Source organism: Porphyromonas sp. KLE 1280 (assembly GCF_000700805.1).
GTDB lineage: Bacteria > Bacteroidota > Bacteroidia > Bacteroidales > Porphyromonadaceae > Porphyromonas > Porphyromonas pasteri.
This window is the reverse complement of record NZ_KL362962.1, coordinates 925,359-938,995: the sequence shown is the minus strand read 5'-3', so window position 1 is coordinate 938,995 and position 13,637 is coordinate 925,359. Positions and strand designations below refer to the sequence as shown.

The following is a 13,637-nucleotide window of genomic DNA, read 5'->3' as shown; positions in this document are numbered from 1 at the left end:
TATCGATCTTCTCACCCATCGCGAGGCGGTGACTGGCTACCCAGCTGGTCACCGCCTCGCTTCGTTATATACCGCTCCTTAATAATATAGGTAGAGTAAACAACGCCGTCCGCCTATCCCCTTTGTGGGGTAGGCGGACGGCGCTTTTATTGGGTAGTGAAAACGACCAGTACTGGTCGGTGGTCGGAGCAGTACTGGTCACACGGCGAAGTAGTACTGGTCACTAATAGCGACCAGTAGTGGTTGGAATGGTGACCAGTACTGGTTGCTTTCTTCTCTTTGGTGGGGTAGTGGGAAGGCTACCTTTAGTAGGGTGGTACGAAGCTATATAGGTCGAAGCACCGACCTATATAGGTTTGCCCGCCGACCAATATAGGTTGATATCACTCTTGCCTATATGTATTGAGTGGGGTAGGGTAGTATGTAGCGCCTTTTCCCTTCCCGCACGCCTTTTATCCGCACCAAGCACACCTCTTCCCCTATCAGAGACCTCGTTCTTCTCCCACGAAATCGCCCATCCTCCCCAAGAGAATGAAATTTTTTTTGCCCCCTGTAACTCTCTTGCTTATGGGGAAATGAATGCAACTCAACGGGCGGTGTTGAGAAATATTTTGCGGTAAGATTTGGTTTGTATTTAGTTTTTGCTCTATCTTTGCAACCGCAAACGAGAAACGAACCGCCTCGAAGAAGAGCTGACCCGAGCGAGGGTAGCTGAGGAAGGGAAGACAGACGTTAGCGACGACGATATAAGTAAGGTGACTTACTTATGATTGACTCAAAAGAGGTGTCACAAGGTTCACACCAGCGGCCCTCTTAGCGATCATTGACATACTTGATAAAAACAAACGAGAAAACAACGTAGAGCATATATAATAAGTTAGTATACAACCTGCGTGCTTTCTGATAGCAATGTTAGAAGTACGTTAGGCGCAAAAACAGATAAGGGCAGACGGTGGATGCCTTGGCTCTCGGAGGCGACGAAGGACGTGATAAGCTGCGATAAGCTACGGGGATTGGCACATACAAATTGATCCGTAGATTTCCGAATGGGGCAACCCGGCATGTAGAAGACATGTCACACTGCAGAGCAGTGAGCGAACGTGGGGAACTGAAACATCTAAGTACCCATAGGAGAAGAAAACAAAAGTGATTCCCTTAGTAGTGGCGAGCGAACGGGGAACAGCCCAAACCAGATTTGTTTCGGCAAAACTGGGGTTGTAGGACCTCGATATAGGAAGACAAGATTAGGAGAACGGTCTGGAAAGGCCGGCCATAGAACATGATAGCTGTGTATCCGAAAATCTTCGTTGGACTTAGAGGTATCCTGAGTAGCGCGGGACACGTGAAATCCTGTGTGAATCTGCGGGGCCCATCCCGTAAGGCTAAATACTCCCGAGAGACCGATAGTGAACCAGTACCGTGAGGGAAAGGTGAAAAGAACCTCGAACAGAGGAGTGCAATAGATCCTGAACCCGTCTGCCTACAAGCGGTAGGAGCAGCCCTGTGCTGTGACTGCGTGCCTTTTGCATAATGAACCTACGAGTTACTTTCTCTGGCAAGGTTAAGTGATGAAGAGTCACGTGAGCCGAAGCGAAAGCGAGTCTGAATAGGGCGTTTTAGTCAGAGGGAGTAGACGCGAAACCAAGTGATCTACCCTTGGTCAGGTTGAAGGTTGGGTAAAACCAACTGGAGGACCGCACCGGTAAGCGTTGAAAAGCTTTCGGATGAACTGAGGGTAGGGGTGAAAGGCTAATCAAACTTGGAGATAGCTCGTACTCCCCGAAATGCATTTAGGTGCAGCCTGTGGAGTTTCTTACGTGAGGTAGAGCGACTGATTGGATGCGAGGCTTTCACCGGCTATCAAGTCCAGACAAACTCCGAATGCACGTTAAGTTAGATCCACGGAGTGAGGGCATGGGTGCTAAGGTCCATGTCCGAGAGGAGAAGAATCCAGACCATCGGCTAAGGTCCCGAAATAATAGCTAAGTTGACCAAACGAAGTCAGAGTGCGAAGACAGCTAGGATGTTGGCTTGGAAGCAGCCATTCATTTAAAGAGTGCGTAACAGCTCACTAGTCGAGTGCTTTGGCGTGGATAATAATCGGGCATAAGCTATTTACCGAAGCTGTGGGATGTGTAAACATCGGTAGGGGAGCATTCTAGCGGCGCTGAAGGTGAGAGGACAACTCTTGCTGGAGCTTCTAGAAAAGCAAATGTAGGTATAAGTAACGATAAAGGAGGTGAGAAACCTCCTCGCCGAAAGACTAAGGGTTCCTGATCAACGCTAATCGGATCAGGGTTAGTCGGGGCCTAAGGGGAAGCCGAACGGCGCACCCGATGGAAGAACCGGTTAATATTCCGGTACTAATTATGTGAGCGATGTGGAGACGGAGATGTGACGGTCCTGCCACCTGACGGAATAGGTGGTTGAAGGGTGTAGGAGTTGATCTGAGTAGGCAAATCCGCTCGGAGATCCGAACCTGACAGTACTCTGAGTGCTTGCACAAGGAGATATGGACAACTGTAACGGTGCTCCCAAGAAAATCCGCTAAGCATATTGCATGATTACCCGTACCACAAACCGACACAGGTGGTTGGGTTGAGTATACTAAGGCGCTCGAGTGATTCGCGGTTAAGGAACTAGGCAAAATAGTCCTGTAACTTCGGAATAAAGGACGCTCACAGTGAAGGCTGTGAGCCGCAGAGAATAGGCCCAGGCGACTGTTTAACAAAAACACATGGCTATGCTAAATCGAAAGATACTGTATATAGCCTGACACCTGCCCGGTGCTGGAAGGTTAAGAGGAGATGTCATCGCAAGAGAAGCATTGAATTGAAGCCCCAGTAAACGGCGGCCGTAACTATAACGGTCCTAAGGTAGCGAAATTCCTTGTCGGGTAAGTTCCGACCTGCACGAATGGTGTAACGATCTGGGTACTGTCTCAACCGCGAGCTCGGTGAAATTGTAGTATCGGTGAAGATGCCGATTACCCGCAACGGGACGAAAAGACCCCGTGAACCTTTACTATAGCTTTGCATTGGATTTGGGTAACAAATGTGTAGGATAGGCCGGAGACTGTGAAGCGGGTACGCCAGTATTCGTGGAGTCGCCGTTGAAATACGGCCCTTTTGTTATTTGGGTTCTAACTCGCGGATGCGAGGACATTGCATGGTGGGTAGTTTGACTGGGGTGGTCGCCTCCAAAAGTGTAACGGAGGCTTCTAAAGGTACCCTCAGACCGATTGGTAACCGGTCGTAGAGTGTAATGGCACAAGGGTGCTTGACTGGGAGACTAACAAGTCGCACAGGTAGGAAACTAGAGCATAGTGATCCGGTGGTTCCGTATGGAAGGGCCATCGCTCAAAGGATAAAAGGTACTCCGGGGATAACAGGCTGATCGCTCCCAAGAGCTCATATCGACGGAGCGGTTTGGCACCTCGATGTCGGCTCGTCACATCCTGGGGCTGGAGAAGGTCCCAAGGGTTGGGCTGTTCGCCCATTAAAGTGGCACGCGAGCTGGGTTCAGAACGTCGTGAGACAGTTCGGTCTCTATCTGTTGTGGGCGTTTGAGATTTGAGGGGGCCTGACACTAGTACGAGAGGACCGTGTTGGACGAACCGCTGGTTTATCGGTTATGCCGCCAGGCGTATTGCCGAGTAGCTACGTTCGGTTGAGATAAGTGCTGAAAGCATCTAAGTACGAAGCTTGCCTCAAGATTAGATCTCATTATAAGGGTGGTTATAGACGATGACCTTGATAGGCTACAGGTGTAAAGGCGGTGACGTCATAGCCGAGTAGTACTAATTGCCCGAAAGTTTTTGCCTGAGGTTGTATACCGACTTAGCGATACGTGAGTGAGTATTGTGCGTTTTTATCAAGTCAATGATTGTCTAAATACAGAGATATTTAGGTGGTTATAACGTTGGGGTTCCACCTCTTCCCATTCCGAACAGAGAAGTTAAGCCCAATCGTGCCGATGGTACTGCGTTTTGTGGGAGAGTAGGTAGCCGCCATTTTAAGAGATAGGGTGATGGAGCCGCAAGCTTCGTCACCCTATCGTCGTTTATACGCCTACCTCAAATCAGTAGTACTTCATATCCGAAGGACTATTCCTTCGGAGGCGAAACGAATAGTCATTTGAAACCCAAACCAATAGTACTCCATCTGCAGTACAATAGTTGTTTACAAATCAACTTAGCCTCAGTATGGATTGCTGATGAGGAGAGCTTTTGATGCGGGGCCCAGTGTCGGTGTTGAGCTTTTGCCTTTATTGTCGTACGTTTGCACGCAATTTGGCTGGTTGCGTCCTGTGAATTGGGGATCACCAGCACCTGAGTTGGGCTTGCTTTTGATTAGTAAGACGTATCTACTCCCTATCTCTATTCTATTATAGAAACTAATTCTTCACATGAGTAAAATGTACTCAATGCTTCCCTCAAAGGAGGCTTACGTAGCGCCCGCACTGGAGCTCTATACGCTCCATACGGGTGATCTGCTTGTTGATCCTTCGGCTCCTGTCGACTATCGTTTTGATGAAATCCAAGGTTATGAACCAGACAACGACTATTAGTATCTCTCGCTGGATGGGTCGTACCTTCCCGCTACTGGCTCTCGCAGCCATGGGGCTCTTTGCCTCTTGTCGCAATGAAGCGACCTCCGAACCCGTACAGACCAAGACTGCTCAAGAGGCTACTACCTCTTATCGTGAGGGAGATATTGACTTCCCGCTCGCAGCGGACTTCAATATCACCTTCAACGAGGAGACGGAGAGCACGCTCCGTGGTATCTCTGCTACGGTCAGCCCTACGCTCAATGCTAAGGGGCGTCATGGTATCACGCTCCCTAATGAGCTTCCCGTACTCTGCATCATCCGCAGCAGTGGCAATGATGAGCCTACCTACTACGAGGCTAAGGCGGTGAAGACTGCCACGGGCTACTACCAGATTGAGAAGGAGCGTATCAAGCTGCGCTCAGGCTCTACTCTTGCTCCTGGTAAGAAGTGGTATCTCATGATCGCTATGGGGGGGACCTATGATAAGGATGCTGGGCAGATGAAGTTCGGTGCCAGCGGTCCTGAAGCAGCACCTGTCGCTACGTCTGCAGGGCGTGTGATGGATATCCCTGCTGTATCACATTGGATGGAGATGCCTACCTATCCCAATGGTCACCCTAAGTGGCCTAAGGACTGGTCGCAGGCTGAGAAGCAGCGTAAGCTTGAGGTCTTCCCTCAGGGCGTCCTTTGCCGTGCGACGCTCAGACTGGATGATGCGTATAAGCAGCGTCTGGGGAGCGAACAGGTTGCCCTCAAGGTGAATACACTGCGTATCGTATCGACTTCTCTGAGCTTTGCCGGTTACTTTAGCTTGGCTAAGAATGACCTGCCAGCGGTCGACTTTAAGGGTAAGTCAGAACTCGATCGTGGCGGCGCGAATAATGGCAATCTGATGAAGTGGATTCCCTCTCAGACTGCGGCTACGAAGAAGGAGTTTACTGCGCTCAATGCTTCGACCCCCGAATATGAAAAGATCTTCACGGGTGATGTCTTCTCTCTGCAGGGCGGAAGTAGCGCAAAGATCTTCTCCGATACCTCGGTGGGGGCTGATGTGAAGCGCAATGTCGCAGCTGGTATCCCCACGATTCTCTTCTGGGCTATCCCCACGACGACGGCTAGTACGAATCTCTCTACGACACTTATCGCTGAGACGGGTACCAGTAGCAATGCTCGTATCCTCGAGCCTAAGCATACCTATATCTATGGTAAGAAGCATCCTAAGCAGGTGCTCTCGGGGAAGAGCGTCTACTTCGATGCGGTCTATTACCACCCCTACACGCCACTGGACTACATGGCGGAGTACAATCTCGTGCGTAAGGAGCCATGGCAGTTTGTGAAAGGTGGTCGCATCCCCCAAGGAAGTTCTAATCAGCTTGACACACAGCATGGGGTCAATTCCTTTGCTATGCTGACCTATGCTGATGTTAAGCAGGTGAATCTAACTAGTAATGGGCGGCAGTATACTTCTCCCAATGTAGCGCAATGGGAGAGTATTATCCCCTTCCATGGGGTCCAAGCTGTTAACACAGTTGGTGGACGAGTTGTCAATGAGGCTAATGTTACAGCTCAAGTCGGCTCTGTATCGGGGACAACGAAGTTTTCCTCCCGCCGCGTTGGTAATGTCGTTTATGCGTTAGCTCTGCGCAATCTTGGAGGAACAAATAAGTATAGTGTAGCTTATCGCTATGAGCGAGTGAATAATCCTCAGGCTCCTGGAGCAACTTGGGATTTGTATATCACGCAGATGCTACATTCTCAGCTTGTCGGTAGACGTAATCCTCCTTATCACATGCAGACTCCTTGGTTTGCTAGTGATAAAAAGACGCAGACACAACACGATAGAGTTGCTTTCCAGATTGATGCAATTCATTTAGGAGCACACTTTATTGGTAGCGTGGATGATATAGCCAACGAGAACTTCTGGAGTGATGCTTCATTACGTAAGGAACGCCGGATACTTCCCATCAGTTATACCTCCTTTGTAGCGGATTCGAAGCCAACATTCCCTCATAGAAGAGAGTGGAATGCTCTCGCTAAACGCTTGGGTACCACATACTCTAGAATAGAGACACTGTACAATTACTATAGCTCTTACTCTGCACCTCAGGTGATTGCTGGTAAGGGAGCTCCTTCCTTCTATTGGGTGGGAGATGAAAATGTCCTCGCTATGGCCCCCGAAGGTGCTAAGTTCTGGATTAATGGAGAGGGCTCATTTAATGAACATATGCGTTCTGTTATCCGCTTCTCCTGCCGTCCCTTCACTACCGAGGAGCACCCTTAATGGGTAGCCTTCTCCGATAGATAATAATATAAAAGGCCGAGGTGCCGTATGTGCTCAGCTGATGCTGAGTCATGCGGCACCTCGGTGTTTTGTAGGGTGAGAGGAATGGTAGCTCGGGTGCTACCTACTTATTATTCGCCTTAGCGGCCACAGCTGAGGGCGAAGGGACAGTAGGCGCACTGCTCGTCGTCCTCGGTCTGTGTGAAGGGTTGGTCGGTGTCGTAGAGTTCGGCTAAGAGCTCTTCTACGAGGAGTGCTTCAAAGGACTCTTTGACCTCCGCATAAGGGGCTGCTACTTTGCTTTGCTTTTCGCCAATAGGGAAGGTGAGGAGGGGATCGTACTTCTTTTGCTTCGTCACCAAGCCATCACTTCCTTTGAAGCGGAAGATAGCAGGGTGGATCATTGACTCGTCGAGCTTGTAGGTCTGAGCTAAGCCAGCGCAATAGATCAGCGTCTGAAGGATAGCCTTGTTCTTGGGATCCTTGAGCCGCTCTTCCCATCTTACGCTCTTGTCCTTGGGCTTGCTGATCGTGAGTGAGGCATTCCCCGTCTTGTAGTCTACGACGCGATACTTGCCATCGACTTGGTCGATGCGGTCGATGATACCACCGAGATAGGCGGTCTCGCCACTGGGGAGCGTGAAGGCGGCATAGACCTCACTCTCGCTCGCAGCGTAGCTAAAGGATGCGGCGTGTGCACTATCCCACTCAAGGAGCTCGCGAGCGTAGCGCTCGATCGTCTGGCAATAGATGCGTGAGAGTCCGCTGAGTGGTATGCCCGACTTGAGCTTAAGCTCTTCACGATAGGCCTTCTCTACACGCTGCCTGATGTTGTCCTTAGCCTTCAGCTTCTCATCGATCATCTCCTTGGTGATGGTGGTGAAGGTGAGTTGGTCTCCTGTGCTTGGTCTCTTGGTAAGGTCTGAGTAGAACTCTTCCATGACGCGGTGCAGTACGGTACCGAACTCATTTGAAGCCAAGAGCAGGCTGGGGGAATCCTCTTCGTGGTAGCGACAGATCGCCTCGTAGTAGAAGCGCAGCGGACAGGCAACGTACTTCGAGAGGCTACTTGGAGAGAGCGGGCGGACGGCCTTACGGTCGGGATCCACCTTGGGGTCGGTCGTCGTACGATAGACGAACTGCTCCCATAGCTCCCCCTCTTTGCGCTTCGAGATACCTGCACTCTCCTTGGCCTTGGCTTCAAGGCGGAGGGAGCGACGCTTGATGTCGCAGCCGTAGATGTACTGGAGTAGGCTGATGTAGCGGCTCTCTTCGCCGAGGTTGTAGCCGTCGCTGGCAGGGGCTACGACGAAGGTCAGACGCTCGGCACGTGCGATACTCTGGAAGAAGGTGTAGTCCTGCCCTGGGTCTTCTTCGGCGCGCCCCGTAGGAAGGCCGAAGCCTCGACGGAGCGTGTAGGGGACGAGCGTGTCGCTATAGCGCTTCGTGGGAAGGGCACCCTCCTGAGCGGAAAGGTAGATCATCGTGGGGAAGTGGAGCAGTCGTGTCTCGAGAAGCCCCATGACCTGCAGACCTTGCAGTGGATCGCCTTCGAAGGGAATGGTCACAGTCCCCACTAAGCCCTCTAAGAGATGGATCATCGCCTCAAAGCCCAGCACCATCTGATGCTGCTGGATGAGCCCCTGCAGGCGGTTGATGAGGCGCAGGTAGTGGTGGATGAACTCGATGTCGAAGGACGAGAGTCCTTCATATACGAGTGCTGTATCTTGCTCCTCGCCCTCCTCTTCGTGGTGCTCACTGGTCCGTATCTCCTGCTGGGCCGATTGGATGAGGTGGAGGAGTACGGCCTCGATGCGCTGCAGTGGGTCGCTCGTCTCGGAGAGCGGGTCAAGGAGGAGGTGCAGGAACTCGGCCTCCGTCTTGTCCGTCCATAGATCCTTGGCAGGGACGAAGAAACGCTTACTCTGGCGGATATGCTCCATGAGGCGTGTGGCCTCGGGGGCGTGTGTCGTGATCAGTCCTTGGCCCAGTAGTCCGAGGAGCTGGTCGGCGGGGTAGCGTGCCGAGCTCTCCGACCGCTTGAGGTTGAAGGAGATGAGCGTGATCCATCGCTTCAGCATGAGGGCGATGGGTGTGCGGTCCAGCGGATAGCCGAGGGTGATGTTGATACTGCCGATGTCGTCGGGTATCGAGCTGACGGTGGGGAGAAGGAGCCCTTCATCGGGCAGGATGATAGCTGCCTCGAGGTTCTCCGTCGCCTCGGCGATGTTCAGCTCTTGGAGGAGTGTCGGGAGTCCCTTGGCTTGTGAGAGGAGGCTGGAGCACTCGATGACCTGTACCTCGTGAGGGAGGTGGTGCGCACGAGCGCCCTCCTTCCACGGGCCATCGACTTGACCGAACTCCTTACAGAGCTTGTGGAAGTACTTGCTCGCAGGGTGGTTGGTGTCGTGTACGACCTCGACGGCAGCGTCCCAGCAGAACTCAGCACGCTCTGCCTTCGTGAGGGTCTTGAAGAGCTTCTCCTCGGAGGGTGTGAGGTAGAAGAGCCCGACGAAGACGAGCTTTTCATCCCCCGCCAGCTGATCAAGTACCTCTTCCTTTGCCTCGGCAGCACGGAGATAGAGCAGCCCGTCATAGACGTAACCCTCTGCCTGCAGGCTGGTGGTGAATCGCTCATATAGCGGGGCGAGGCACTCCCAGAAGGAGAGGAAGCGCTTCTTGTAGCCCTTGTCGTCGTCCTCGCTGATGCTCTGAAGGCTGGGTAAATCGCCCCAGAAGCCCTGGATCATCTCGCGGGCTTCTTCGGTGAGGTAGCTGAAGTCGTCGGAGATCTCCTTGATGTCTCTCAGGTTGCGATAGAGGTGATCGGTGCGCACCAGATAGCGGTCGCAGGTCTCGAAGTCCTTGAGGATAATGTTGCCCCAGTAGAGGAACTCATCGAAGCTCTCGGTCAGCTCCCCTCGCTCGGCACGTACCTCGCAGTAGGTCTGGTAGAGCTTGAAGAGGAGCGCTGTCTTGTCGAGGATCTGCACCTGAGGCTGGAGGCTATGCATGAATTCGCTCACCGTCTCCATCCGTGGGGCGAAGAGGGGGCGTGAGGTAGCCAGCTGGCTCAGGTGATGGCGGAAGAAGGAGAGGGCACGCTTCGAGGGGAAGATGAAGCGTAGCTTGGAGAGCTCTTCGGCCCCTTGCTGATAGTAGTGGGCCGCGACTTGCTTGAGGAAGGGGGCGGTATGGCTCATTAGCGCTTGGCGGTGTTCTTAGGATTCTCCAGCTCTTCGGCACGGCGCAGGTCCTCGGCCGCCTCCTTGGTGTTGCCAAGGGTGGTATTCAGCTCAGCACGTAGGCGGTAGAGGGTAGCTGGTGCACGGCCTCCGAGGAGCTCAAAGGCCTGACGGATATCGCGCTGGGCGAAGCCACGCATACCCTTAGCCATATACATACGTGCGCGTCCCTCGAGAACCTCGGCATTCTTCGGGAGCTTGTCCGTGAGGAAGGCATAGAGGCGCTCGGCCTCGTCGTAGCGTCCACGCATCGTCTCCAGCAGGGCATAGCCTATGCGTGCCTTGAGCGAGCTGTCATTCTCCTCGATGATGGTCTTGAGGTCAGCCTCGGCCAGGTCATACTCCTTCGTCAGCAGGTAGACCATCGCGCGCTGGTAGCGGTAGAGCTCGTTCTTCGGATGGTCGCTGAGAAGGAGGGCGAAGTCCGTGAGGGCTGCCTTGTACTCCTTACGCTGGACGAAGAGCTTGGCGCGGTTGAAGCGCGTCGTTGCTTCGTGGGCATCCTTGCTGAGAGCGGAGGAGAAGGAGAGGAGGGCGGCATCGTCCTTACCCTGCAGGAGCTGAAGTCCCCCGAGGTTATTGAGGAGCATAGGCTGCAGGGATGCAGGGGGATTGAGTCGCAGAGCCTCTGCGAGGAAGGCTTCGGCAGCAGCGTAGTCCCCGCGGTTGCCTGCTGTGAAGCAGGAGTCGATGAGGCGGGTATAGCGGGTGCTATCAATGGGCGCTGTCGTCTGCTCTTGGGCGGAGGCACGAAGTGGCGCTAAGAAGAGGCCTATGCAGAGGGCTATGAGGGCAAAGGGAATTATCTGTCTGGAGCGAGTCATCGAATGGAGTGGGGGAGGGGCTAAGTAAAGGAGCCTCCCCTATCTATCAAAGATACTGCTCATTCTCGATATAGCATACGTCTTGATCCAGTAGAGGGGAAAACGCTATTCCCGTGAAGAAAAAGTAGCGTCCTGTAGTGCTTTTCTGCTGTCCATGCACGTAGTCTTAAAGACCAGGTGCGTAAATCCGAAAGACTATGTACGTGGATTTAAGGACTACGCACATAGATTCAGCTTATCATCCATAGGTCCGTCACTTTTATTCGTCCCCATGAGAAGTCATACCACTGCTATTCCTTGATTTTCCTCCAGAGAAGTAAATCCTGTAGAGCACAGCTTCGTGGGGGAGGTCGCAGGGTGTGGCTGATCGGGTAGCCTCCTTCGCGCCTGCATTGATGGCTTATGGCGTGGGTGTGAATATCACCCTTCCGCCCCTGCCGTGGGGGCTTTTTATTAACTTTGCACGGGTAACTATAGCCTTGCCTCACTGGGCAAGCCCCTCCCTATAAATATATTATGGTAGAAGACGAACTGCTTGGATATGATGATACCGCTTCGGTGGCCTTCATCCGCAACTATATCCCCCAGGAGCTCAAGGAGCTCCTCTCCGATGATGATATCGTTTACTTCGTAGACCTCATCTATGACTACTACGAGAGCCGTGGCTATCTGAGTGACGATGATGCCGACGACGAAGAGCCCATCGAGATCGATGAGGACGAGCTGGTCGACTATGTCGTGCGCAACGCTCAGAAGGATGGGGTAGGGAAGTTCGATCCCGACCAGATTCGCTTCGTCGTGCAGGGTGAGCTCGAGTACTGCGAGAGCATTAACCTCTTCGACTAATCGCCTGTGGGAAAGAACAAGCTGGCGAAGTTCGCCGAGATGGAGACCTTCCCCCATGTGCTCCAGTATTCCTTTGCGCGTCTGCAGCAGGAGGTCTTCCCCCTGCGTGGGCGCTGGCGTGAGGACTTCTTCCACAACGACCGCCCCATCGTCTTGGAGCTCGGCTGTGGTAAGGGCGAGTACACCGTAGGTCTCGGTGAGCTGTATCCAGAGAAGAACTTCATCGGTGTGGACGTCAAGGGCGCCCGCATCTGGACGGGGGCGAAGGCTTCGCACGAGGCGGGTATGACGAATGTCGCCTTCCTACGTGGGGAGATTGAGTCCCTGACGAGCTTCTTCGCTCCTGGCGAAGTCGATGAGATCTGGATCACCTTCCCCGACCCCCAGATGAAGAAGGTGACGAAGCGCCTGACCTCCTCGCGCTTCATCCGTCGCTATCTCGAGGTGCTGCGCCCTGGTGGTTCGATCCATCTCAAGACTGATAGCCCCTTCCTCTACACCTATACCAAGGCTTTCGTCGAGCTGAACCATCAGGAGATCCTGACCGATACGGCCGATCTCTATGACGGAGCTTTTGAGGATAAGATCCTCGGGATCAAGACGTACTACGAGCGTCAGTGGCTGAGCCGTGGTCTGACGATCAAGTACCTCCACTTCATCCCCAAGGAGCCTGCCGGCGGCTTCGTCGAGCCCGACATCGAGATCGAGCCCGATAGCTACCGCAGCTTCAGCCGCTCACGCAGAGTCCAATAGCGCTATTTCTATGCCCATCACACTATATCCCAACCTCATCCTCGACGCCCTGCGCCGTGTCCGCTACCCAGGTACGGGCCAGGACTTAGTCACGGCCGGCATGGTCGAGGACGATATCCGTATCGAGGGTATGAAGGTGAGCTTCTCGCTTATCTTCGACAAGCCCAATTCCCCCTTCATCAAGTCGGTCGTCAAGGCCGCTGAGAAAGCCATCCTCACCTACGTCAGCCCTGAGGTCCAGATCGAGGGGAATATCAGCGTGAAGGTCCCCGAGGTCGTACCTCAGGATAGCCTACCACTGCTGCCGAAGGTAAAGAATACGCTGGCGATCTTCTCCGGTAAGGGAGGCGTCGGGAAGAGCACTGTCTCCGCTAACCTCGCCGTAGCCTTAGCCCAAGCAGGGTATAAGGTCGGGCTGCTGGATGCCGATATCTTCGGTCCTTCACAGCCTAAGATGTTCGGCTGCGAAGATGAGCGCCCCGTCCTCGAGGACGTCGACGGGCAGGAGCTCATCGCACCCGTCGAGCGCTTCGGCGTGCGCATGCTCTCTATCGGCTTCTTCGTTAATAAGGAGAGCCCCGTGCTCTGGCGCGGTAGTATGGCGAGCAACGCCCTCAAGCAGCTCCTCACGGAGACGAACTGGGGTGAGCTGGACTATCTGCTCATCGACCTACCTCCAGGGACGAGCGATATTCACCTGACGCTGGTGCAGACGCTGGGCCTGACGGGCGCACTCATCGTCACGACGCCCCAGCAGGTAGCCCTGGCAGATGCCATCAAGGGCGTGGGGATGTTCCTCGACGAGCACGTACAGGTCCCCATCCTTGGGCTGGTGGAGAATATGGCATGGTTCACTCCTGCCGAGCTTCCACAGAACAAATACTATATCTTCGGGCGTGATGGTGGTAAGGAACTGGCTGAAGAGCTGGACATTCCTCTGCTCGGGCAGATCCCCCTCATCCAGAGTATCTGCGAATGCGGTGACGGTGGCGAGCCCATCGCCACGCAGCGCGATAGTCTGATGGGGATCTACTTCCGCACGCTGGCACGCAATGTCGTCGAGCAGATCGAGCGTCGCAACGCTGAGCAAGCTCCGACCCAGCGTGTAGAGCTACAGAAATAAAAGAAGACGCTATA

The 13,637-nt window shown here is 53.6% G+C and carries 7 protein-coding genes and 2 rRNA genes; 7 read left to right on the top strand and 2 right to left on the bottom strand.

What is annotated here, in order from left to right; genetic code table 11:
* Window positions 1-929 precede the first annotated feature (929 nt).
* The 4 genes from HMPREF1121_RS03615 (at window position 930) to HMPREF1121_RS03605 (ending at window position 6,832) form a co-directional block, all read left to right on the top strand.
* Window positions 930-3,823, top strand: a 23S ribosomal RNA gene (locus HMPREF1121_RS03615).
* An 82-nt stretch (window positions 3,824-3,905) separates the two neighbouring features.
* Window positions 3,906-4,015: ribosomal RNA gene (gene rrf, locus HMPREF1121_RS03610) — 5S ribosomal RNA — on the top strand.
* Window positions 4,016-4,407: 392 nt separating this feature from the next.
* Window positions 4,408-4,569: a hypothetical protein gene (locus tag HMPREF1121_RS08795; RefSeq protein WP_156946040.1), complete on the top strand. Its 162-nt coding sequence runs from the start codon at window positions 4,408-4,410 to the stop codon at window positions 4,567-4,569.
* Entirely contained in the window at window positions 4,547-6,832 is a 2,286-nt protein-coding gene (locus tag HMPREF1121_RS03605) for a hypothetical protein (protein WP_156946039.1), read from the top strand. Before HMPREF1121_RS08795 ends, HMPREF1121_RS03605 begins: the two co-directional genes overlap by 23 nt.
* Before the next feature lie 140 nt (window positions 6,833-6,972).
* Here the strand turns inward: HMPREF1121_RS03605 and HMPREF1121_RS03600 are convergent, their stop codons facing one another.
* On the bottom strand, window positions 6,973-10,035 hold the full coding sequence (locus tag HMPREF1121_RS03600) for a PD-(D/E)XK nuclease family protein (protein ID WP_044114666.1): 3,063 nt from the start codon (window positions 10,033-10,035) through the stop codon (window positions 6,973-6,975).
* The gene (locus HMPREF1121_RS03595; protein ID WP_044114665.1) at window positions 10,035-10,901 is read right to left on the bottom strand and encodes a tetratricopeptide repeat protein; all 867 of its coding nucleotides are present in this window, start codon (window positions 10,899-10,901) and stop codon (window positions 10,035-10,037) included. The genes HMPREF1121_RS03600 and HMPREF1121_RS03595 overlap by 1 nt, the downstream gene beginning before the upstream one ends.
* 516 nt (window positions 10,902-11,417) lie before the next feature.
* Between HMPREF1121_RS03595 and HMPREF1121_RS03590 the strand changes: the two genes are divergently transcribed.
* From HMPREF1121_RS03590 to HMPREF1121_RS03580, 3 genes are read left to right on the top strand one after another with little or no spacing between them, the layout of a single operon-like run.
* Window positions 11,418-11,747 (top strand): hypothetical protein, encoded by a 330-nt coding sequence (locus HMPREF1121_RS03590; RefSeq protein WP_044114664.1) that lies wholly within the window; start codon window positions 11,418-11,420, stop codon window positions 11,745-11,747.
* Between the two features lie 6 nt (window positions 11,748-11,753).
* Complete coding sequence (trmB, locus tag HMPREF1121_RS03585) at window positions 11,754-12,500, top strand: tRNA (guanosine(46)-N7)-methyltransferase TrmB (protein ID WP_044114663.1); 747 nt, start codon at window positions 11,754-11,756, stop codon at window positions 12,498-12,500.
* 10 nt (window positions 12,501-12,510) lie between these two features.
* A complete protein-coding gene (locus tag HMPREF1121_RS03580) occupies window positions 12,511-13,623 on the top strand; it encodes an Mrp/NBP35 family ATP-binding protein (protein WP_009432109.1) in 1,113 nt (370 codons plus the stop codon).
* Window positions 13,624-13,637: the final 14 nt, after the last annotated feature.